The sequence below is a fragment of the Bacillus massiliglaciei genome, assembly GCF_900098925.1.
GTDB classification, from domain to species: Bacteria; Bacillota; Bacilli; order Bacillales; family DSM-1321; genus Peribacillus; species Peribacillus massiliglaciei.
Map to the genome: position 1 here is coordinate 501827 of NZ_LT622358.1, position 22615 is coordinate 524441.

Consider the following 22615-nt stretch of genomic DNA (forward strand, 5'->3'; position numbering starts at 1 on the left):
GCGAGAGTGTCTGCACGCTCAAGCTGTACAGAGGAAAGCGCTTCTGAAATGGAATACCATGCAGCAAAGATATCAAATTTCTCAGTGGGAAATTTGATATCTTTTATTTTGGCCTAAAAGATAAGGGCTGAAGGGGAAGGTTCCAATCATCAAAAAGGAAACAGCTGATTGGAGGAAGGAAAAAAGCAAAGGCTGAAGAATATCAACAGGCAAGAGGATGCTGCGGTGAGAGAAAACATACATGGGGTATTTATTTTTACTGGCGGAGGGAAGAAATTAACGTGCCGTACATATCATTAGAATGAAGCCTATTTACAAAGGGGGAGTATGCCGAATGGGGCATTCGTCATTGATTAAGCCTGTTCTGGATGGGAAATTGCCGGTTGTTAGCCATGGCAAAGGCATTTATTTATATGATCTATCAGGCAAACAATATTTGGATGCCTGTTCAGGGGCAGTGACGGCGAATATCGGCCATGGCGTTCCGGAGATCCTGCAGTCGATTACAGAACAGGCATCAAAGGTTTCATTTGTTTACCGATCCCAATTTACGAGCGAAGCCGCAGAAAAATTGGCTGAAAAACTTTCAGAGGTGACGGGAGGGAGACTTTGCAACAGTTTCTTTGTTAACAGCGGTTCAGAGGCGACAGAAACAGCGATGAAGATCGCCATTCAGCATTGGCAGGAAAAAGGAAGAATCCAAAAACAGAGAATCATTTCAAGGTGGATGAGCTACCATGGCATTACACTCGGAGCTCTTTCCATGTCCGGTCATCCGTTAAGAAGAGAACGTTTTAGTCAATTGCTTGAACCTTATCCAGTCCTGTCTCCCCCTTATGTGTACCGAAATGGAGAAAAAAGTGCAGAGGATTATGCTGCAGAATTTGAAACGGCTGTCCGGAGACTCGGGGCTGAAACAATAGCAGCTTTCATTGCGGAGCCGGTGATTGGAGCAGCTGGGGCTGCAATCGTCCCCCCAGATGGCTATTTTCATAGAATGAAAGAGGTTTGCGACCAGTATGAAATCCTCTTTATTGCCGATGAGGTCATGACAGGTATTGGCAGAACTGGCACAATGCTTGCATGTGAACATTGGCAGGCTGAGCCGGATATCGTGACACTTGGCAAGGGGATGAGCGGCGGTTATACACCGATTGGAGCCGCCATCATGACAGAACGGGTATTGGAGCCGATCCGGAACGGAAGCTCTGCTATTATCGGAGGCCATACTTTGAGTGCAAATCCGCTTTCCTGTGCAGCAGCATTGGCAGTCATTGAATATGTAGAATCGCATAATCTTGCTGATAATGCCCGGAAAATGGGCGATTATCTTATGGAGGAATTAAAGCGGATTGCGAAAGCTTCAGTGTATATCGGTGATGTCAGAGGAAAAGGGCTTCTGATCGGGCTTGAACTTGTCGAGGACAAACCGGCAAAGAAACCATTCCCAAGTAAGGCAGACCCGGTGAACCGGCTGATAAAAGCAGGGATGGAAGAAGGAATTGTTTTGTACCCATCAGCTGCCGGAGCAGATGGGATTTCTGGTGCTGGCCTGATTATAGCCCCGCCGCTGACCATTGCTAAGGAAGAGTGTGATGAGCTGCTCAGCAGGTTTGAAAAGGCTTTGAAAAACTGGCAGCAGGAGATGCTTACATTATCTGACGACGGAGGTGAAGGCCATGCAGAACAGGTTTAATAAAATAACCGCATTCCAAAATGTAAAACCGCTGTTTCAAGATGGTCAAACGATAGCGTTCGGCGGATTTGGCGGGATTGGGACTCCGCCCGGGCTGGTGAAACTGATTTTACAAACTGGCATAAAGGATTTAACCCTTATCGGAAACGACACAGGGTTTCCTGACATAGGAATAGGTCAGGTTGTCACGGAAAAAAGGGCTAAAAAGTTGATTGTGTCCCATATCGGTTCTAATCCGAATGCTGGACTGTACATGACGAATGGTGAATTGGAGGTGGAATTTTCTCCACAAGGGACGCTTGCGGAAAGATTAAGGGCCGGCGGGATGGGGCTTGGCGGGATTTTGACGGATATTGGTTCAGAGGCGGATATCGTAAGACGCAATAAGCAAACGGTTGTCATAGATGAAAAAGAGTATTTGGTTGAACCGGCTTTAACGGCCGATCTTGCCATTGTCTATGCTGATAAAGCGGATGAGTATGGAAATTTGGTCTTTGATAAAAGCGCCCGCAATACAAATCCACTGGCTGCTATGGCCGGCAGGAAGACGATTGTAGAAACACGTGAAATCGTGCCGATTGGCTCTCTTGACCCTGAAGAAATCATTACGCCGGGAGCTTTCGTTGATCATATTATTCTCTCAGAAGGGGTGGATTGGAAATGGGTCTGGGAAGAGAAGGAAGAAATAAGCTAGCCAAAAGGGCTGCTGAAGAAATCGAAAATGGGATGCTTGTAAATTTAGGCATTGGAATTCCGTCCCTTGTGCCTGATCATCTTCCGTCTGGGCATACTGTCATGTTTCATGCCGAAAATGGCATTGTCGGCATGGGACCGACACCGAAAAAAGGGGGGGAGGATCCGCATCTCTGCAATGCAGGGGGGTATCCGGTCACTCTTCAGGAAGGCGCCTCCTATTGTGACAGTACCACCGCCTTTGGCATGATACGGCGAGGATGCGTGGATATCACGATTCTTGGTGCCCTCCAGGTCAGTGAAAGGGGCGATTTGGCCAATTGGATTGTCCCCGGGAAAAGGGTGCCGGGGATGGGAGGGGCAATGGAATTAGCTGCCAAAGCGAGAAAGGTCATTGTCCTAATGAATCATTGTGATAAGGAGGACCGCCCGAAACTTGTGAAATCCTGTACCCTTCCCTTGACCGCATCTGGATGTGTACATATGATCATGACGGAACTAGGTGTTTTTTCTGTGACTGATCAAGGATTGGTATTGACGGATCGGGATGAGGAAACAAGCATTGAAGAGATTCAGAATCGGACTGAAGCCGACTTTCGCATAAGTGAGCAGCTAAAAATCTGGAAGGAGTGAGCCGATGAACCAGCTTGAAAAAAGAACGAAAGACTGGATTGCGGAAAATAAGCAAGTAGGTGTGAAATTGCTTCAAAATATGATTCAAGCGGAAAGTCTGCGTGGAAATGAAGCAGCTGCCCAAGAAATTGTAGCAAGAAAATGCCGGGAGATTGGCTTTGATGTGGATTTATGGGAAATCGGGGATGAAGAGCTGCTTCATCATCCTCAATTTCATTGTGACCGTGAAGACTTCAGCGGAAATCCTAATCTGGCTGCTGTCAAAAAAGGGACAGGGGGAGGAAACTCGCTGATTTTGAATGGGCATATCGATGTCGTGCCTGAGGGAAACAGGGATGACTGGACACTGGATCCTTTTTCAGGAGTTGTAAAGGAAGGCAAGGTTTTCGGACGGGGAGCAACGGATATGAAAGGAGGAAATGCGGCTTTGCTGCTTGCTATGCAAGCCATCTCCGCACTTGGCATCCAACTGCAGGGAGATTTGATTTTTCAGAGTGTTATAGAGGAGGAAAGCGGCGGAGCCGGTACCTTAGCCGCTGTTTTAAGAGGTTACAAGGCGGATGGTGCCATTATTCCTGAACCTACAAATATGAAACTCTTTCCTCTTCAACAAGGTTCGATGTGGTTCAGGCTCACTGTAAAAGGGAAATCCGCCCACGGGGGAACGAGATACGAAGGAGTCAATGCCATTGATCAGGCTGCCATTGTGATCAAAGAGATTAGGAACCTGGAAACCCGCAGAAATGCAGAATTAAAAAATCACCCACTTTATCAAACCGTTCCGATTCCAGTACCGATTAATATCGGGAAGATGTCGAGCGGCACCTGGCCTTCCTCCGTTCCGGACAAAGCCGTATTGGAGGGAAGGTTTGGGATTGCTCCAAATGAAACGCCTGAAGCTGCACAAAAGTGTTTGGAGGATCTGATATCTGCTTTGAATTCAGGGAGCTTCAGTGAGTTTCCCGTTGAATTAGAGTGGTTTGGAGCACGCTGGCTTCCCGGTCAGCTGGAGCTGGACCATCCGCTGATGACAGCTTTGTCAACATCCTATTCCAATGTAATGGGGACGTCACCTGTGATAGAGGCTTCCCCTTGGGGAACAGACGGCGGCTATCTGTCAGCCGTCGGAGGGATACCAGTCGTTGTTTTTGGTCCGGGAGAAACCAAAATGGCTCATGATGCAGATGAATACATTGAGATTGACAGAATGATAGAGGCAGCAAAAGTCATCGCTGTTACCATATTAAGATGGTGCGGGGTCGATGAAGCAGTGACACGTAAAACTGCTATAATACGTGATTAATAAGAAAGCAGGCGATATGGTGGAAGACTTAATCGAAAAAAATATTCAAAAAGAGGGATACCGTCTTCATTTAACAGTTGATCCGTTTAATAAACGGGTCAGGGTCGAAGATTATCTAGGACATTTTGAAAGCTGCATGAGGGAAGCCCTGTCAGCGGCTAAGGAAATTTCAGCGGAAAAACTCATATTCAAAGCAAGAAAAGAAGATTCTGCCGCTTTGCTGGAGCATGGATTTGTATTTGAAGCTTTAATCAGGCGTTTCTATCTCGGCAGTGACTGCTTTTTTTGGGCAAAATACTTTCGTGATGAGCGGAGGGCAAGCAGCCGCTGGGTAAAAGAGGATGACCTGCTTGTCTCTGTTAAGAAAGTCCAGGTTGGAATGATAAAAGAGAAGGTGCCTTCTTCCTATATATTGCGGAAAGTAGAAAAGGGGGATGCTGAAAAACTGGCACAATTATATAAGAAGGTTTTTCAAGTATATCCGACACCAATGAACCAGCCGGATTATATAAGAAAGTGCATGGAGAAAGGAACGGTTTTCTTTGTCTATATGCATAAAGGGGAAATTGTCAGTGCTGCCTCAGCAGAAATAGACAGTTTCTACAGGAATGCGGAGATCACAGATTGTGCAACACTGCCGGAACATCGGCAGTTTGGTTTAATGAAACATGTAATCACTGAACTGGAACAGTACTTGACCAGCCATGGGATTTTTTGTTTATATTCAATCGCCAGGGCGCTTTCTTTCGGCATGAATGCCGCCCTCCATCAGCTAGGATTTCAATATGCCGGCAGACTGGCTAATAACTGTAATATTTTTGATAAACTGGAGGACATGAATATGTGGGTGAAGAATGGATCCTAGCTGCCTGATTTCCGGCAGAAAGAAGAGGGGGATCAAATTTGGTATTTTTCGATACAAAAGAAGTTCTTGAAGCTATTTTGGAAAGCATTGATGAAGGCATTCATGTCGTTGATCTTGAGGGAAAGACGATCTTTTATAATAAAATTGCAGCAAATCGCGACGGAATGAAGGTAAAGGAAGTTCTCGGGAAACCGCTGCTTCATGTCTTTCCATCACTGAGCAGGCAGACATCCACCTTACTGGAGGTTATTCGGACAGGAAAACCAGTTTTTCAAAAGGAACAGGTTTATACAAATATTCATGGTAAAAAAATTGAGACTGTTAATACAACGCTTCCCATACATGTACAGGGCAGATTAATTGGAGCTGTGGAGGTTGCGAAAGATTATTCCAGCTTAAAGCGTCTGTCAGAACGTCTTCTGGATCTTGAATCAAGGGCACAGAAACGAACGAAAGCGAGAGCCTCAAATGGAACCGCTTTTCAGTTTGAAGATATATTAACCGCAAATGACAGGATGAAACAGCTGATTCGGCAAGGGAAACGGGCGGCACAATCTTCTTCTTCCATTTTAGTTTACGGGGAGAGCGGTTCAGGCAAGGAATTATTTGTACAAAGCATTCACAATGCTTCAAGGAGAAGGGATCATCCATTCATTGCCCAGAATTGTGCGGCTCTTCCGGATTCTTTGCTGGAATCTCTTTTGTTCGGAACGGCTAAAGGGAGTTATACAGGGGCTGTAGAAAGGGCAGGGCTTTTTGAATTGGCAAATGGAGGCACGCTGTTCCTTGATGAATTGCAATCAATGCCTATGGATCTTCAGGCAAAGCTCCTTCGGGTCCTTGAAGATGGGATGGTTCGCAGAATTGGTGCAACCTCCAGCAGATTTGTCGATGTACGCATCATGACGGCTATGAATATAGAACCTAACACAGCTCTTAAAGAGGAAAGGCTTCGGCCGGATCTCTATTACCGGCTGAATGTTCTATCCTATGAAATTCCGCCTTTGAGGGATCGTAAAGAAGATATTCAGCTGTTGGCCGGACATTTTATTCGGTCTTTCAATCAAGAGTTAATGAAGGAAGTAAACGGAATGGAACCTGAGGTCAGTCAGGTTCTGCGCTCGCATGCCTGGCCGGGAAATGTAAGGGAGCTGAAGCATGCTATCGAATATATGATGAACCATACTGAAGAGCAAAGGCTGACATGTGATGATCTTCCGCCATCCTTTGAATCTCTGCTGAATCGTAAAACAGAAAAAAGACCGCTGCGCCAAGCTTTGAAGGAAGTCGAAACAGAGCTGATCAATGAAGCGCTGGATCTTTCTGCAGGCAATGTTCTCCAGGCATCCAGAAGACTGGGAATCCCGCGACAGACGCTTCAATACAAATTGCAAAAGATGAATGAAGAATAAAAACATGCCGGCTTTTTAGAAAAGCTGGTTTTTTTGTCTATTTTGGCACATCTCTTGCATTAAATAAAAGTATCAAGAGCCGGGGGGAATAAACCATGCATTTTGATTTATATAAACCGACAAGAGACTGGAAGGACATTGAATTATGGAAGGATGTCACTGAGGAGCAGTGGGATAATTGGCTCTGGCAGCTGACCAATACCATCAGGACAGTAGATGATTTAAAAAAAGTCATTAATCTGACTCCGGAAGAAGAAGAGGGAGTGAGGATATCAACGAAAACGATCCCGCTGAATATTACCCCTTACTACGCTTCTCTAATGAACCCTGATGATGTCAGGTGTCCGGTCCGAATGCAGTCGGTGCCGATTTCACAGGAAATACACAAGACGAAATATGACATGGAGGATCCGCTGCATGAGGATGAAGATTCTCCGGTTCCGGGATTGACACATCGTTACCCGGACAGGGTGCTGTTCTTGGTCACTAATCAATGCTCGATGTATTGCCGCTATTGTACGAGAAGGAGATTCTCCGGACAAATTGGAATGGGTGTTCCGAAAAAACAGCTTGACGCAGCCATCCAATATATCCGGGAGACACCGGCAGTACGGGATGTTCTTCTTTCTGGCGGGGACGGATTGCTGATCAATGATACGATTCTTGAGTATATTTTAAAAAACTTAAGGGACATTCCGCATGTGGAAATCATTCGCATTGGAACCCGGGCTCCAGTCGTATTCCCGCAAAGAATTACCGAAAATCTGTGCAGCATTTTGAAAAAATATCATCCGGTTTGGCTGAACACGCATTTTAACACCTCTATCGAAATAACAGAGGAGTCCAAGAAAGCGTGTGAAATGCTGGCAGATGCCGGTGTTCCTGTCGGGAATCAGGCAGTCATCTTAGCCGGGATTAATGACAGTGTGGCCATCATGAAAAAGCTGATGCATGATCTGGTGAAGATACGTGTAAGGCCTTATTATATTTATCAATGTGACCTGTCAGAAGGGATTGGACATTTCAGAGCGCCGATTTCCAAAGGCATTGAGATTATTGAAGGCTTACGCGGACACACTTCAGGCTATGCAATTCCTACCTTTGTCGTCGATGCCCCGGGAGGAGGGGGCAAAATATCCCTCCAGCCCAATTATATAATCTCACAATCACCTGAAAAAACAGTATTGCGCAACTTTGAAGGGGTCATCACGACTTATCCTGAACCAGAACAGTATACTCCGGGCAGGGCTGATGAATACTTCAGCGAAATTTATCCGGGATCGGAAGAAAAACAATCGTCTATTGGAATATCAGGGCTGATGTCAGACACACATTTTAATTTAGTGCCGGAAGGATTAAAGAGAATGGATCGGCGCCATGATTATAATTCCAATCCGGAACATGTCTCACTGAAAAATCAGCGGGAAAAACGGGATCAGCTCAAGGAGAAAAAATTTCTGGCACAGCAAAAGAAAGCTGCAGTTCCAAAGAATCAGGAAAAGGAGGCTGAATAATGGAAATATGCCCATGGTGTGAACAAGGTGAACTAAAGGAAGTCAAGGAAACGGTGTATTGGGAACTTCCAGACGGGACACGTGCCATTGAAATCAGCGATACACCCTCCTTCAGCTGTCCTGAGTGCCAGGCATGTTTTCAAAGTGAGGAGACTGTGAAGACAATTGAAGATCAATTATTTTTGATTAATACATCAAATCTTGAGAAACGCACAGCCTATTCTGAGCTGATGAAAAAGGAAAGGATTCTCAAACGAAATTACTTTGACTTCAGCTGATTTAGAAATCCCAGGACAGCAAAGGATTTGATGAAAGCTGGGGGAAAGTATCTGTTCATGACCTGATTTTGAACCGGGTGTTCGAGTATGCAAATCAAGTGTAAGCTTGCAAATTACAATACAGAAGAAAATGCAAGAGCCAGGACAAAAGTGGGAATTTGTTAGAATAGGGGATAATTGATGAATTTATCGGATGGATGGGAGTGATGGGGCGACTCCTGCGGGAACAAAAGGAGGGGGAGACTGAAGGCTTGGCTGGAGCCTCGCCCCGGAATGAGTCCCAGGAACGGAATTCCAACAGGGTCAGCAAAAATATCAAATTTCTCATTGAGAAATTTGATATTTTTATTTTCAATATACATACATAATTGGACGAGTTCATTAGGATTATTCAATTTCTAACTCTTTGACAGTTTCGCCTTCAATTAACACGGGCTGATAATAGGTTTCATTTGGCAAATCCTTTTTACCTTGCAACTTCTTAATGACCCAATCCGCTGCATCACACCCCATTTTTTCTTGTGGGTGTGACAATGTCGTTAATTTGATATTAGCATTTTTCGCAATATAAGAATTGTCCTGGCCAATAATTGATAATTGTTCGGGGATTGAAATATCAAGTTGTCTGCATACATTTACTACTTCCAAGCCTACCTCGTCGTTATAACAAACAATGGCAGTCAACGAGTCTCTATTTTCATTTAAAAACTTTTTCAAATTCGTATACAGGTCTAGCTTCGTTTCTGTAGTATACGAAAGCAATTGTTCGGGCTTAAAGCGTAATTTGGCTTCCCCGAGTGCTTTTACATATCCTTTCATTCGATACTTTCCTTGTAAATCATCGTTTTTAGAAATGAGCCCAATTTGAGTGTGTCCTTTAGAAATTAATTCTTTTGTTGCGAGATAGCTTGACTGCACATCATCTAAGCAGAAAAAGGGAGCCTCCAATTCTTCATAATAAGCGTTGATCATGATGAACGGAATCTCTTGTTCCTTAAATGACAGGTAGTAGGCAATATTGGGATTATACAGATTGCTTTTTGTAGGCTCAATAATCAAACCATCCACTCCAAATGACAGCATCATTTCCAAGGCTTTTTTTTCCTGACTGACATCGTTATTTGTACTGGCCAATAGTAACGAATAATTATCTTCATTCAGCCTTCTTTCAATTCCGCGGATAATAGAAGGGAAAATGTAATCAGAAATATAAGTCGTTATTACACCGATTGTTTTATTTTTGGAACTGCCGGCAGATTTTGATTGATATTGGTTACTGACATATGTACCAGATCCTTTTTCACTTCTTAGGAATCCCTCGTTTGATAATTCTAAAATGGACTTTCGGACAGTATGTCGGCTAACATTGTACATTTCTTGCATGGTCGATTCCGTAGGGATCTGTTCGCCAACACGATATTCCCCTGTAAGGATTTTATTTTTTAAATCATCAATGATTACCTGATATTTTGGTTTCAATAAACTTCACTCTCTCATAGTTGTTTACTATCTGCTTTCTTTACTTTTTAAAAAAATTTGTGCGGACATATTCTAACATAGTTTTGAATGATTTAAAACCAACTCCACAGCTAGTTAAATAAAGGATACAAAAGTGATTAATTCTTCCTATTTGTTCTTTGTCTTGGTCAGTAAAATTTTTATTAGTAGTTTCCTAACAGTGTAAAGTGAGACAGAAAATTATCTATAAAATTTGTAAGTATAAATAATATTTATTGTTGACAAATGTACGTACAAAAAATTACAATGAAAGTGTTAATTATTGAAGCGCCTCCTTTTTATTGAAAGCGCTGTCGGAAGGGGGATACATGTGCATCGAAATCGATTGGAAACTCAACAAGCAATTACAGAGGGTCAGACATCACTTGGTATTGAATTTGGATCCACACGGATTAAAGCGGTGTTGATTGATAACCAATACGAAACCATCGCATCTGGCAGTTATGAGTGGGAAAACTTTTTGGAAGATGGAATTTGGACGTACAACTTAGTGGATATCATTACGGGTTTGCAAACAGCTTATAGCAAAATGAAGCAAGAAGTTGAGCGAAAGTACGGAATTACGATTCGAAAAATAGGTTCGATGGGTTTTTCTGCCATGATGCATGGCTATATGGCTTTTGACAATACAGGGGAGTTACTTGTTCCGTTTCGAACGTGGCGTAACTCCACAACTGATACCGCTGCAAAAGAATTAACCAATCTATTTCAATTTAATATACCTGAACGATGGAGTATTGCTCACCTTTATCAAGCAATATTAAATGAAGAGAAACATTTGCCTCGCATTGATTGTATTACGACTTTGGCTGGATACATTCACTGGTTATTGACTGGTAATCAAGCAATTGGCCTTGGTGATGCTTCAGGTATGTTTCCAATTGATGAATCAACGAAAGATTACAATGAATCCATGGTCAGGCAGTTCGACAATTTAATTGCGATGAAGGGTTATCCTTGGAGGCTAAAAGAGATTCTTCCAAAAGTCTTCGTAGCAGGAGAGCAAGCGGGTGAATTAACCGAAATTGGAGCAAAAATCCTGGATAGATCAAGAAATTTACAGCCAGGCATACCAATTTGCCCGCCAGAAGGCGATGCTGGAACTGGAATGGTTGCTACGAATAGTGTGAAGAAACGGACGGGGAACATTTCAGTAGGAACTTCCGTTTTTGCCATGATTGTTCTGGAGAAAGGGCTTTCGAAAGTATATCCAGAAATTGACTTGGTAACGACACCAGATGGAAGTCCAGTTGGAATGGTACACGCAAATAACTGTTCAAGTGATCTCAATGCTTGGCTTGGATTGTTCCGTGAGTTTTCTGAGGCAATGGGACAGCAGGTTGATACCGATCAATTATTTGAAGTAATGCTGAATAAAGTTTTGGAAGCGGATCCAGATGGCGGCGGATTACTGAGCTATGGGTATTTCTCGGGGGAAAATATTACAGGACTAAAAAAAGGGAGACCGTTATTTGTTCGCTCGCCCGAAAGTCATTTCAATTTAGCAAACTTCATGCGGACTCACCTATTTACTGCATTTGGTGCTTTGAAAATTGGAATGGGCATTTTGACCAAGGATGAAAAAGTTGCAATTGACCGTATTTTGGCTCACGGCGGTTTATTTAAAACACCGCTTGTTGGACAAAAAATAGTTGCTGCGGCGATGAATACTCCAGTATCCGTTATGTCAACGGCTGGAGAAGGCGGCGCGTGGGGAATGGCAATTCTTGCAGCTTACTTGATAAATAAAGACAAAAAAGAAAGTTTAGAAGACTTTCTCGACAAAAAAGTATTTAAAGAGGTTGATGGACAAGAAATATATCCTGATCAAGAAGACGTGAAGGGATTTGAAGCCTTTATTAAAAGATACCGGAAGGGCTTAGTGATTGAGCAGGCGGCTGTAGATCATTTGATGGCATGAGTAGAAAACAGGAGGGGTTAAAGTGCTGGAACGACTGAAAGAAGAGGTATTTCAAGCGAATTTGGACTTGCCGAAATATGGACTCGTGAAATATACATGGGGAAATGCCAGTGCGATTGATCGAGAAAGCGGTTTATTTGTTATCAAACCTAGCGGTGTTGTTTACGAAACGATAAAAGCCAGTGATATGGTCGTTGTTGATTTGGACGGCAATGTGGTGGAAGGTGAGCTGAGGCCTTCATCAGATACAGCTACCCATGCTGTTCTTTATAAATATTACCGAGAAATTGGCGGTATTGTGCATACACATTCAACTTGGGCGACAATCTGGGCTCAAGCAGGCCTGGATGTTCCGGCGATGGGGACCACACACGCAGACACATTTTACGGACCCGTTCCATGTGCTCGCCACTTAACACAAGAAGAAATTGATCGAGGGTATGAAGCGGAGACTGGAAAGGTAATCATTGAAACATTTGAAGAGCGAGGGCTGGACATTTTAGCTGTCCCTGGTGTATTACTTCACGGTCATGGTCCGTTTACTTGGGGCAAAGACGTAAAAGCCGCTGTAATGAATAGTGTGGTATTGGATGAAGTTTCGAAGATGAATTTGTTTACACGGGAATTAAATCATTTTGCAACAGAATTGCCGCAAAATATTTTGGATAAACACTATTTACGAAAACATGGGAAACATGCTTATTACGGTCAAAAGTAAGAAAAATACTATTAAATTGCCAAACCATTAGATTAAGAAAAGAGGAGTATTATGTTAAAAACAGAAAAAAAGGAGTTTTGGTTTGTAGTAGGTTCACAGCATCTATACGGGGAAGAAGCGTTAGCAAAGGTCAAGGCAAATGCACAAACAATAACCGATGCATTAAATAAAAGCAGTGTTTTACCTTATCCGCTAGTTTTGCAAGATTTAGCAGTCAGTGCAGATAAAATCACAAGCATTATGAAAGAAGTTAACTATCGAAACGAAGTTGCAGGCGTTATTACTTGGATGCATACTTTCTCACCTGCAAAAATGTGGATACGCGGAACAAAATTATTACAAAAACCATTGCTTCATTTAGCTACCCAATTCAATGAAAGTATTCCTTGGGCAACAATCGATATGGACTTTATGAACCTAAACCAATCTGCTCATGGAGATCGTGAATATGGTTTTATCAATGCCCGTTTAAAAAAACAAAATAAAGTGGTTACAGGGTATTGGGAACGCCCTGAAGTTCAACAGCAAATTGCACAATGGATGGACGTTGCGGCTGCTTATAACGAAAGCTTTAATATTAAGGTCGCCCGTTTTGGAGACAACATGCGTAATGTTGGAGTAACCGAAGGGGATAAGATTGAAGCGCAAATCCAATTTGGATGGACAGTCGACTATTTTGGAATCGGAGACCTTGTTCAATATATCAATGCGGTTACTAATGAAGAAATGGAAGCTTTATTTGCGGAATATGAAGGGCTATATGAATTTGATTATGGTACATACAGCAGGGAAGATTGGGAGAAAAGCGTAAAGGTACAAGCAAGCTATGAAATAGCGATTAAACGTTTCCTTGATAAGGGTGGTTACACAGCCTTCACATCTAATTTCGAAGATTTATATGGGATGCGGCAGCTTCCCGGACTTGCCGTACAGCGTTTGATGGCAGAAGGGTATGGCTTTGCAGGTGAAGGGGATTGGAAGACAGCCGCACTTGATCGCTTGCTGAAGGTGATGAGCCATAACCAATCAACCGGCTTTATGGAAGATTACACATATGAACTGGCTGCCGGACAAGAATCAATCCTTCAATCACATATGCTTGAAGTCGACCCATCTTTAGCCAGTAACAAGCCAAAAATTGTTGTATCTCCATTAGGTATAGGTAATCGTGAAGATCCGGCACGGTTAGTATTCGATGGCAAAGCAGGAGACGGTGTTGTTGTTTCTATGGCTGACTTTGGTACAAACTATAAACTTTTGATTAATGAAGTATCTGCATTTGAGCCGACTGTTCCAGCTCCAAACCTGCCAGTGGCCCGTGTACTTTGGGAAGTGAAGCCAAACTTTCAAGATGGAGTAAGAGCTTGGATAGAGAATGGCGGCGGTCATCATACAGTTGTTTCATTGAACTTAACAACAGACCAAATCATCACCTATGCAAAGCTTGTTGACTTGGAATACGTAGTTATTAAGTAATGGATGTTTCTCTTTCCTCTGGGAGGCTTTGCTTTCTGGAGGGAAGAAATTGGACGCCGAAAGCTGAAGAATAGATACAATACCGATTTATCTGATTCTTCCATGTGTAAGCGCATTCTTTGTATTTTAGAAAATATGAAAGCGTTTTAATAAAGGTGGAAATGGAAAAATCCTTTTTAAATAAAACTTAGGGTGAATCTCTGGGGAAATAGTGTAACTTTGAAAACGATTTTTAAAAAAATAGCAGTGGTTTTAAAAATATAGCTTTAAAACATCGAGGAGGGAATTTTTAATGGTGAGTGAAAAAAAAATCTCAAGCGGCTTCATTTATTTTTTTGGAGCTTTTGGGGGCATTCTTTTCGGTTATGATATTGGCGTTATGACAGGTGCCTTGCCTTTTCTGCAACATGATTGGAACCTTCAAAACAACCCTAGTGCTGTTGGCTGGATTACCTCTTCACTGATGTTTGGAGCTATTTTTGGAGGCGCACTGGCCGGTCAGCTTTCTGATCGTTTAGGACGGCGCAAAATGATTTTAATATCTTCTATTATATTTGCTGTTGGATCCATTTTGGCAGGAATATCTCCTCATGAAGGAATCCTTTTTATGATTGTTGCCCGGATTTTATTAGGATTGGCTGTTGGTGCAGCTTCTGCGCTGGTCCCAGCTTATATGTCGGAAATGGCGCCTGCGCGTTTACGCGGACGTCTGTCAGGAATTAATCAAACAATGATTGTCTCTGGAATGTTGCTTTCGTACATTGTCGCATATTTATTAAAAGACTTACCAGGAACGATGGCCTGGCGGTTGATGCTTAGTTTGGCTGCCGTCCCAGCTTTGGTTTTATTTTTTGGAGTATTAAGATTACCCGAATCTCCCCGTTTTTTAATTAAGAACAATAAAACGGATGAAGCTCGTAAGGTGTTGGGTTTCATTCGCTCTACCAAAGAACAAATTGATTCTGAAATAAACCAAATTTATAAAACAGTTAATGAGGAAACGAAGGTAAATCAAAAAACATCATGGGGTACACTCTTAAGCGGCAAATACCGGTATTTAGTAATGGCTGGTGTGGGTGTTGCTGCATTTCAGCAATTCCAGGGGGCAAACGCAATCTTTTATTATATTCCTATGATTGTGGAAAAGGCGACAGGAAATGAAGCCAGTTCAGTATTGATGTGGCCCATTATTCAAGGGGCTATTCTTGTACTAGGTTCATTAATATTCCTAATGATTGCTGATAAATTTAATCGCCGTACATTACTGACAGTCGGCGGGACGATTATGGGGCTGTCCTTTATTTTGCCGGCAATCTTGAATCTAGTAATTCCTAACGCAAATCCGATGATGATTGTTGTCTTTTTAAGTATCTATGTAGCCCTTTATTCTTTTACGTGGGCTCCTTTAACGTGGGTAATAGTTGGTGAAATATTCCCTCTGATAATTCGCGGACGTGCGTCAGGATTAGCTTCCTCATTTAACTGGATCGGTTCTTTCATGGTTGGGTTACTATTCCCAATTATGACTGCAACAATGACTCAAGAAGCTGTTTTTGCAATCTTTGGAGCTGTTTGTTTACTTGGTGTTTTATTTATCCGTACCTGTGTTCCTGAAACACGAGGCCACACTTTGGAAGAAATTGAAAAATTCAGAGAGAAAAAACAGGCTAAAGGAAAAAGTGCTTAATTTCTCTCCTGGATTTGAAGAGAATTGAAAGAAATCATAAGCAAATAGGAAAGTAAAACACGCCAATGAAATCAAAGTGTCAGAAATCTTTCTATAATTATAGAGCTGGATACATCTTGAACATGTTCCTTCCTTATAAGTTTTAAAAAAACAAACGACAGTTCCAGCGGGAAAGTCCCTTCTTACAGTGAAGGGGCTTTTTTTATTCATGGAAATGGATTCTTATAGCCTTTTATTAACATCTGTCACGTCTTTTAGATAGACAGGGTCTTATTACATTCGTTATAGTAGGTGTGACAAAATGAAAATCTGGCCTTTTTAAATAGAGCACTCTGGACCGTCAGAGGAATTTGATGATAGGAGCAGAATTAAAATGAAGTCCTTCTATATGTTTTTAATGAAATACAGGCAGCCAAAGGAAGTGGATGAAATAACAGCCTTTGCAAATGCTGCCTATTTGGATCATAGTTTCCCAAAGCATTCTGTGCATTATGACGAAATCAGCGAGTATTTGGAACTGAACGGACATTATCTTAAGTCAATGTCTGTATTCGATGAAGCGTGGGATCTCTATTTGCAGACTGAAGGTTCATGATGAAAGCATGTTCAGAGAACCGCCAGCAAAGAAGTTGTCCGTTTTTTCTTAATAGGAGTCCGGACAGTACGTGGGAGAGCCTGCAGAATCGGCATGTGTCTCAATAAAAATTTATAAAGCGCAAATAAAACATATCAACATTCCTACATAGAGGGTTTGATATGTTTTATTTTGTTTAGTCTCCTTTTCCTAATAAAAGGGGCTGAAACGAACGGCGGATGGTAAATAGGGCATTAAGAGCGGCTCTTTTTTTACATAGGTATCTGTTTTCTAAAAAGTTTTTCGCAGAGTTCAAGATTAGTCCTGCTTTTTTGATTAACCCCTCAGGTCTGCCCTGCATATAATTTACTAATCAAAACTAACAAAGGACCTAAAGTTGAGGAGATGTCTCTGATGGGGAAGAAAAAACAGCCTAAATTTCATATTGGCGATACAGTCGTCATCACGATGTATGGGACAGTCGGGAATATAACCGACATGAAATTTCTCGACGGTTCTTATGTGTACGAAGTGAATTACAGTGAAGGGCTCTATTTGGAAAATACACTGCAGCACATTTACGAATATAAAGGCGAGCTATTATATGACAATGAACAAATCAATATAGAATACAAATATATCTTGGGCGACTTAGTCAAAGTTGAGGGCTACGAAGGAGATTACTTTATCATTATCGGATACCGCACTGAAATTTGGCGTTATAAGGAAAATGCGTGGGAAGATGTTATCTATGAGCTTTCCAGGCTGTCTGATGGGGAATGGCTGGAAGCGCATGAAGAAGAAATGACCCTTGTTGCGGATGCGAAGAGAGCGGAGGCCCTCATCAAAAAATTGGGTCTGTTTCATCCTCCGCAAGAAAAGAGCACGGAGCTGGCCATTATCCCTCAAAAAAATGACCCTCGTGAAGGTGAGCGGGAAACAACTATGACAAAAAATGAACAGAAACAAATCATTGATGGACTGTTAGATTTATATAATGATTACTGCAGGCTATATAAGCATTTTGGGGATGAAGAATACAGGCATATTATGAATATTGCGTTAGCAAAAATCAAAAAGGCTGCAGCAGAATTATATCCTGTGACCAAAAAGCAGCAGGCAAAATAAATTCCAACATTGGGCAAGTCTAAGTACAAACTTGGAATCGGCTCAGCGGTTGGGGCACGATGGCAAATGATATCCGAATCTTTCAGTTCTTTTTGTCCCTGAAACAACATACACCTTTTATGAAGGGGGCGTTGGAATGCGGGAAATCGAAGTGTTCATCGATACGGAAGAAATTGCTGAATTCTTTTTTCGGGAGCTAGTAAGGCGGGGATATCTGCCTGATGAAACAGAAGTGGAAGACCTGGCAGATATAACCTTCGATTATTTGTTGGAGAAGTGCATCATTGATGAAGATGTCGATGAATAAAGAACGCAGGCTTTCGGCCCTGAAAACCGGACGATTAAACGGCGGAATATTCCGCCGTTATTTACTTGGAATTTTTTTTGTGAGAGGAAGAAAGTGAATCCGCTGTTTTTTGTTGAATATGGTTCATTTTTTACTATAAGAGGAATGCTATGGTATAGTGAATAATGAATACATATTGAAACAGAAATAGAGGAGGAATAGATGGATGAGCGTACATATTGGTGCAAAAGAAAATGAAATCGCTGAAACGGTTCTGCTGCCCGGGGACCCACTGCGTGCAAAATATATTGCTGAGACGTTTTTGCAGGATGCCAAACTTTATAATGAAGTAAGAAATATGTTTGGATATACCGGTACATATAAAGGAAAGCGGATATCCGTTCAGGGGACAGGTATGGGTGTTCCTTCCATTTCTATTTATGTAAATGAACTGATCAATAGCTACAATGTTAAAAATCTAATCCGTGTCGGTACAGCCGGGGCTATTCAAAAGGATGTAAAGGTAAGGGATGTGATCCTGGCTATGAGTTCTTCTACCGATTCACAGATCAACCGGCTGACATTCGGTGGAATTGACTATGCACCGACTGCAGACTTCGGTTTATTGAGAAGGGCGTATGAGGCAGGAACAGAGAAAGGACTCTCCTTGAGAGTCGGGAATGTCTTTACAGCTGATCATTTCTATAACGATAACAGCGATCTTGAAAAACTTGCGAGATATCAAATTTTGGCCATTGAAATGGAAACGACCGCACTTTATACGTTAGCAGCTAAATATGGCAGAAATGCGCTGTCTGTCCTAACGATTTCCGATCATGTTCTTACAGGAGAGGAAACGACGGCGGAAGAACGCCAGACTACTTTTAATGAAATGATAGAAGTTGCGCTGGAGGCAGCTGTCAAAGGCTGATTGAGCGCTTTGCGGGCAAAAGGGATGAGCTTTTCAGAAATGCTGAGAGGTTCGGTGTCCCTGCTGCCCGTTTTTTCTATTTATTTCTAAGACAGCTTCACAATTATGTTAATAATATTTTCCGTTTTGGGGGAAAACTGCTAAAATAGGTTTAATGAACACATGGTAGTGAATATGAAAGCGGTGAGATTGAATGGATGAAGAAAAGAGCGAAAAGCATCCTCCTAAAGAGGAAGAGGGTAAATACATTAGGATGAAGAAGTTCCCTTTTATTATGGGGATTTTCTTACTGATATTCCTAACGGCGGGCATCACGACGATTGCGTTAACCTTTGGAGATGAAAAGGTGAGCTCGATTGCACCCAATCCATATTCGGAATTTGATAAATTGTACTCAACGTACGATACCATAAAAGATAAATTCTACGAAGATGTTGATGAGGACAAATTGGTGAATGGCGCTATCAACGGAATGATCGATGCACTGGGAGACCCGTATTCTGATTATATGAATGAAGAAGAGGCAAGCAGTTTCCATGAAAGCATTTCCTCTTCATTTGAAGGAATTGGGGCTGAAATTCAAGAACAAGACGGTCAGATCATGGTGGTTTCCCCGATTAAGAATTCACCTGCTGAAAAGGCCGGTATAAAACCGAATGATATTATATTGTCGGTAAATGGGAAGAGTCTGGAAGGTCTGAGTGCAAATGAGGCTGTCCTTAAAATCCGGGGTAAAAAGGGGACAAAGGTTGATTTGGCTATTCAGCGGGCCGGCGTTTCAGATCCAATTAAGGTCAAGCTTACAAGAGATACGATTCCGCTTGAAACTGTTTATGCAGAAATGATGGATGACGGAATTGCCAAGATTCAGGTAACAAGCTTCTCTGAGCATACGGTTGAAGAGCTGGAAGATGCAATGGACAAAATGGATAAGGAAGGCATGAAGGGAATGGTCCTTGATTTAAGAGGAAATCCCGGCGGCCTGCTGGACCAGGCCTGGAAGATGGCAAGCATTTTTGTTCCGAATGGGGAAAAGCTTCTTCAAATCGAGTACAGAAATGGAGAAAAAGAAGTTTATAAATCTGAAAATAACGGTGAATTCAAGAAGCCTGTGGTCGTTCTTGTAGATGATGGAAGTGCAAGCGCCTCTGAAATTGTAGCTGCTGCTGTAAGTGAGTCTGCCCATATTCCGCTTGTCGGTGTCAAGACATTCGGAAAAGGAACGATGCAGACGGCTACTGATTTCAAAGATGGTTCCAATTTCAAATATACAGCAGCTAAGTGGCTGACACCGAATGGCAACTGGATTCATGACAAGGGAATCAAGCCGGATATTGAAGTGAAACTTCCTGACTATGCGAGCCTTCCTTATATTTCTCCTGATAAGGAATGGAAAATCGAGGATTCATCAAATGAAATTAAAGCTGCAGAAACCATGCTGAAAGAAACAGGATATAATCCTGGCAAAGCAGACGGCTTTTATGATGCAGCAACGGCAGAAGCCGTGAAGAAATTCCAGGCAGACCATGATTTAAAAGAAACAGGTGTGCTGAAAGATGAGACAACCGTAAGCCTGATGCAAGAACTTCGTGACAAAATTTCAAAAAATGACACACAAATGAAGCGTGCAGTAGAAGAAGTGAAAAAACAAATAAAATAAAGACAAAGGTGCCTGTTTATTTAACGGGCATCTTTTTTTCTTTCACATGGTTGTTGGTATATCTTTCAGCCTCGGTGGGAAAATAAGGGCATATTTCCCAATGAGGTGACACGATGAAGCGTAAAATGTTCCTTTTTTCCTTCTTTTTCCTATTGTTTTTGACCGGCTGTAAAGGCACTGCCGTACCGGAAATTCCTTCGGAGCATAAATCAGCTAATCAGGGTGCAGAGAATCAGGCTTCGGACTCTGTAAAAACATTCCTGCTTATAGGAACTGATTCGAGGGGGGAAGCCGACTCAAGGGCAGATACGATTATTTTGGCCCGTCTTAATCCAAAAGTAGGGAAACTGAAATTGGCCTCCATCATGCGTGACAGTTATGTGGACATTCCAGGTCATCGTCATAATAAAATTAACGCTGCCTACCGTTATGGAGGGGTCAGTCTGCTGAAGGAAACCATTAAAAAAAACTTCAAAGTGGAAATTGATTATACGGCGGTCATTGACTTTAAAGGATTCGCCCATTTAGTGGATGTGGTGGCTCCGGAAGGAATCTATGTACATGTAAAGCAGGAAATGATTGAGGACATGAGCCTGCCTGTCTCAAGCGGCATGAACGTGCTTCATGGTGAAGAAATCTTGAAATATGTTCGTTTCCGTCATGATGATGAAAGTGATTTTGGAAGAGTGAAACGGCAGCAGGAAGTAATCGGTCTTTTGAAGGAAGCGGCTGTAAAACAGTTCTCCGGTTTTGAAGGACTGCTGGGCCTGCCGCATGCCATCAAAGAAGGACTGCGTTATATCGATACAGATATGGATTCTAGAACGATCATTGAATTGTCTGCCTCATCTGCTTTCACTCCCATCCAGGAGATAGAGACGATGAGAATACCAATGGAAGGCAGCTTCCAAGATACCTCCCATCCTCATGCGGGAGAGGTATTGGAGTTGGATTTTCAGAAAAACAATCAGGCATTGCGTCAATTTCTGGCAAAATAGAAACCCGCGCATCATGATATTATCCCCTTTAAGTAGACAGTGTAAAAAACCATTTCCATTGAATGGTGATACACTATACTTGGAGGGGATTTTTCTATGACAAGAAAAAACCAAGTCTATACAAACGAATTAAAATTAGAGGTTGTTCATGCCTATCTCCGTGGGGAAGGCAGTTATCAAGTCATTGCCGATACTTACAATATTAGAAATTCGTCACAAGTAAAAGCCTGGGTCAAAAAATTCAAGGAAGCCGAAAGTACGGAGGCCTTTAAACGATTACCATCCATTGGATCTGGAGCTAAGGGAGTAGCGAACCCATTAAAGGGGAAACGCATTCACTTTACATCGATTGAAGAAGAAAGAGACTATTACAAAGCACAGGTCGAATACTTAAAAAAGCAGTATCCAAATCTGTAAGAGGAGGTGCACCGAGTTATTCCGATCGATATCAAATCATCGATTCCATGAAGGATCGTTATCCCATCACTTGGTTAGCTGAAATGGCGGGAATACAGCGTTCTGGTTACTACAAATGGATCAAGAATGGTCGTCAATCAAGTCGTGCGAAAAAAGACCTATCATTAAAACAACAGATTTTAACAATCCACCAAGAACATAAGGAATATGGCTATCCTCGCATGAAAATTGCTTTACAAGAACGAGGCTTCTTGGTGAATCATAAAAAAGTGTATCGATTAATGCATGAGCTCGGTGTACAATCCATCATTCGTAAGAAACGGCGTTTTTTCAAAGGGAAAGAGTCACGAATTTTTGAGAATATTGTAGATCGTCAGTTTAAAGATCGACAATGGAATGAAGTGCTGGTTACAGATATTACATATCTACCGGCAAAAGAAGGATTCTTATATCTATCGGCCGTACAAGATTTATATAATAATGAAATCGTTGCTTGGAAAATCAGTAAATGTAATGATCTAAAACTCGTTTTAGAGACAGTTGAATCATTAACGAAAAAAAGAAATGTGTACAGAAGTATCCTTCACTCTGACCAAGGATTTCAGTATACATCTCATGCGTATCATAAACAGCTGAGTCATTTAGGGATTATTGGTAGCCATTCCCGTAAGGGGAACTGCCATGATAATGCCTGTATCGAATCATTTTTTTCCCACTTAAAAAGTGAATGCATTTATCTCTCACATTTTGAAACGGATGAAGAATTAACCCTCGCTGTTGAAAACTATATTTATTTTTATAACTATCAACGCTTTCAAAAACGACTCAGCCACCTAGCACCGATTGAATTCCGATGCCAGATGGCTGCATAGTCTTTTATAGCTGTCTACTTGACAGGGGTAAGTCC

Annotated in this window: 20 protein-coding genes; 19 read left to right on the forward strand and 1 reads right to left on the reverse strand. The window is 42.0% G+C overall.

The window, feature by feature from the left end; all coding sequences use genetic code 11:
* Positions 1 to 334: 334 nt before the first annotated feature.
* From BQ4305_RS10870 to BQ4305_RS10905, 8 genes are all read left to right on the forward strand, one after another.
* Positions 335 to 1696: an aspartate aminotransferase family protein gene (locus tag BQ4305_RS10870; RefSeq protein ID WP_110927799.1), complete on the forward strand. Its 1362-nt coding sequence runs from the start codon at positions 335 to 337 to the stop codon at positions 1694 to 1696.
* Positions 1671 to 2390 carry a CoA transferase subunit A gene (locus BQ4305_RS10875; RefSeq protein WP_407640150.1) on the forward strand — a complete coding sequence of 240 codons (720 nt, stop codon included), beginning with the start codon at positions 1671 to 1673 and terminating at the stop codon, positions 2388 to 2390. Before BQ4305_RS10870 ends, BQ4305_RS10875 begins: the two co-directional genes overlap by 26 nt.
* Entirely contained in the window at positions 2357 to 3022 is a 666-nt protein-coding gene (locus BQ4305_RS10880; protein ID WP_110928016.1) for a 3-oxoacid CoA-transferase subunit B, read from the forward strand. The genes BQ4305_RS10875 and BQ4305_RS10880 overlap by 34 nt, the downstream gene beginning before the upstream one ends.
* A gap of 4 nt (positions 3023 to 3026) precedes the next feature.
* Positions 3027 to 4325: a peptidase gene (locus BQ4305_RS10885; RefSeq protein WP_110927801.1), complete on the forward strand. Its 1299-nt coding sequence runs from the start codon at positions 3027 to 3029 to the stop codon at positions 4323 to 4325.
* Between the two features lie 16 nt (positions 4326 to 4341).
* Complete coding sequence (ablB, locus tag BQ4305_RS10890) at positions 4342 to 5190, forward strand: putative beta-lysine N-acetyltransferase (protein WP_110927802.1); 849 nt, start codon at positions 4342 to 4344, stop codon at positions 5188 to 5190.
* A gap of 38 nt (positions 5191 to 5228) precedes the next feature.
* Positions 5229 to 6602, forward strand: a complete 1374-nt coding sequence (locus BQ4305_RS10895) for a sigma-54 interaction domain-containing protein (protein ID WP_110927803.1) — start codon at positions 5229 to 5231, stop codon at positions 6600 to 6602.
* Positions 6603 to 6697: 95 nt separating this feature from the next.
* A complete protein-coding gene (kamA, locus tag BQ4305_RS10900) occupies positions 6698 to 8116 on the forward strand; it encodes a lysine 2,3-aminomutase (RefSeq protein WP_110927804.1) in 1419 nt (472 codons plus the stop codon).
* On the forward strand, positions 8116 to 8394 hold the full coding sequence (locus tag BQ4305_RS10905) for a YokU family protein (protein ID WP_110927805.1): 279 nt from the start codon (positions 8116 to 8118) through the stop codon (positions 8392 to 8394). Before kamA ends, BQ4305_RS10905 begins: the two co-directional genes overlap by 1 nt.
* Positions 8395 to 8781: 387 nt before the next feature.
* Here BQ4305_RS10905 and BQ4305_RS10910 read toward each other — a convergent pair whose 3' ends face one another.
* Positions 8782 to 9873 (reverse strand): GntR family transcriptional regulator, encoded by a 1092-nt coding sequence (locus BQ4305_RS10910; protein WP_110927806.1) that lies wholly within the window; start codon positions 9871 to 9873, stop codon positions 8782 to 8784.
* A gap of 349 nt (positions 9874 to 10222) precedes the next feature.
* Between BQ4305_RS10910 and BQ4305_RS10915 the strand changes: the two genes are divergently transcribed.
* The 11 genes from BQ4305_RS10915 to BQ4305_RS10965 all read left to right on the forward strand — a co-directional run bounded on the left by BQ4305_RS10915 (position 10223) and on the right by BQ4305_RS10965 (position 22580).
* The gene (locus BQ4305_RS10915; RefSeq protein WP_110927807.1) at positions 10223 to 11833 is read left to right on the forward strand and encodes a xylulokinase; all 1611 of its coding nucleotides are present in this window, start codon (positions 10223 to 10225) and stop codon (positions 11831 to 11833) included.
* A 22-nt stretch (positions 11834 to 11855) separates the two neighbouring features.
* Positions 11856 to 12551, forward strand: coding sequence for an L-ribulose-5-phosphate 4-epimerase (locus BQ4305_RS10920; protein ID WP_110927808.1), 696 nt, complete (start codon positions 11856 to 11858; stop codon positions 12549 to 12551).
* A gap of 51 nt (positions 12552 to 12602) precedes the next feature.
* Positions 12603 to 14027: an L-arabinose isomerase gene (araA, locus tag BQ4305_RS10925; RefSeq protein WP_110927809.1), complete on the forward strand. Its 1425-nt coding sequence runs from the start codon at positions 12603 to 12605 to the stop codon at positions 14025 to 14027.
* 292 nt (positions 14028 to 14319) lie between these two features.
* On the forward strand, positions 14320 to 15714 hold the full coding sequence (locus BQ4305_RS10930) for a sugar porter family MFS transporter (protein WP_110927810.1): 1395 nt from the start codon (positions 14320 to 14322) through the stop codon (positions 15712 to 15714).
* A 373-nt stretch (positions 15715 to 16087) separates the two neighbouring features.
* Positions 16088 to 16309, forward strand: a complete 222-nt coding sequence (locus BQ4305_RS10935) for a YozE family protein (RefSeq protein WP_110927811.1) — start codon at positions 16088 to 16090, stop codon at positions 16307 to 16309.
* 393 nt (positions 16310 to 16702) lie between these two features.
* Positions 16703 to 17416 carry a hypothetical protein gene (locus BQ4305_RS10940; RefSeq protein WP_110927812.1) on the forward strand — a complete coding sequence of 238 codons (714 nt, stop codon included), beginning with the start codon at positions 16703 to 16705 and terminating at the stop codon, positions 17414 to 17416.
* Positions 17417 to 17552: 136 nt separating this feature from the next.
* Entirely contained in the window at positions 17553 to 17723 is a 171-nt protein-coding gene (locus BQ4305_RS10945) for a YozD family protein (protein ID WP_110927813.1), read from the forward strand.
* Between the two features lie 205 nt (positions 17724 to 17928).
* Positions 17929 to 18633, forward strand: a complete 705-nt coding sequence (gene deoD, locus BQ4305_RS10950) for a purine-nucleoside phosphorylase (RefSeq protein WP_110927814.1) — start codon at positions 17929 to 17931, stop codon at positions 18631 to 18633.
* 193 nt (positions 18634 to 18826) lie between these two features.
* Positions 18827 to 20293 carry a lmo1851 family serine protease gene (locus tag BQ4305_RS10955; RefSeq protein WP_110927815.1) on the forward strand — a complete coding sequence of 489 codons (1467 nt, stop codon included), beginning with the start codon at positions 18827 to 18829 and terminating at the stop codon, positions 20291 to 20293.
* 113 nt (positions 20294 to 20406) lie between these two features.
* The gene (locus BQ4305_RS10960; protein WP_110927816.1) at positions 20407 to 21291 is read left to right on the forward strand and encodes an LCP family protein; all 885 of its coding nucleotides are present in this window, start codon (positions 20407 to 20409) and stop codon (positions 21289 to 21291) included.
* 96 nt (positions 21292 to 21387) lie between these two features.
* Positions 21388 to 22580, forward strand: a protein-coding gene (locus BQ4305_RS10965) for an IS3 family transposase (RefSeq protein ID WP_110927237.1) whose coding sequence is annotated in 2 segments (ribosomal slippage) — positions 21388 to 21694 and positions 21694 to 22580 — 1194 coding nt in all. Because the reading frame shifts where the segments join, the coding sequence is not laid out codon by codon here.
* Positions 22581 to 22615: the final 35 nt, after the last annotated feature.

Bases quoted from the DNA above. Each gene is read 5' to 3' on its own strand.
- BQ4305_RS10870 (WP_110927799.1), top strand. From the start codon at position 335: ATGGGGCATTCGTCATTGATTAAGCCTGTTCTGGATGGGAAATTGCCG.
- BQ4305_RS10880 (WP_110928016.1), top strand. From the start codon at position 2,357: ATGGGTCTGGGAAGAGAAGGAAGAAATAAGCTAGCCAAAAGGGCTGCT.
- BQ4305_RS10885 (WP_110927801.1), top strand. From the start codon at position 3,027: ATGAACCAGCTTGAAAAAAGAACGAAAGACTGGATTGCGGAAAATAAG.
- ablB (WP_110927802.1), top strand. From the start codon at position 4,342: ATGGTGGAAGACTTAATCGAAAAAAATATTCAAAAAGAGGGATACCGT.
- kamA (WP_110927804.1), top strand. From the start codon at position 6,698: ATGCATTTTGATTTATATAAACCGACAAGAGACTGGAAGGACATTGAA.
- BQ4305_RS10905 (WP_110927805.1), top strand. From the start codon at position 8,116: ATGGAAATATGCCCATGGTGTGAACAAGGTGAACTAAAGGAAGTCAAG.
- araA (WP_110927809.1), top strand. From the start codon at position 12,603: ATGTTAAAAACAGAAAAAAAGGAGTTTTGGTTTGTAGTAGGTTCACAG.
- BQ4305_RS10930 (WP_110927810.1), top strand. From the start codon at position 14,320: ATGGTGAGTGAAAAAAAAATCTCAAGCGGCTTCATTTATTTTTTTGGA.
- BQ4305_RS10935 (WP_110927811.1), top strand. From the start codon at position 16,088: ATGAAGTCCTTCTATATGTTTTTAATGAAATACAGGCAGCCAAAGGAA.
- BQ4305_RS10940 (WP_110927812.1), top strand. From the start codon at position 16,703: ATGGGGAAGAAAAAACAGCCTAAATTTCATATTGGCGATACAGTCGTC.
- BQ4305_RS10945 (WP_110927813.1), top strand. From the start codon at position 17,553: ATGCGGGAAATCGAAGTGTTCATCGATACGGAAGAAATTGCTGAATTC.
- deoD (WP_110927814.1), top strand. From the start codon at position 17,929: ATGAGCGTACATATTGGTGCAAAAGAAAATGAAATCGCTGAAACGGTT.
- BQ4305_RS10955 (WP_110927815.1), top strand. From the start codon at position 18,827: ATGGATGAAGAAAAGAGCGAAAAGCATCCTCCTAAAGAGGAAGAGGGT.
- BQ4305_RS10960 (WP_110927816.1), top strand. From the start codon at position 20,407: ATGAAGCGTAAAATGTTCCTTTTTTCCTTCTTTTTCCTATTGTTTTTG.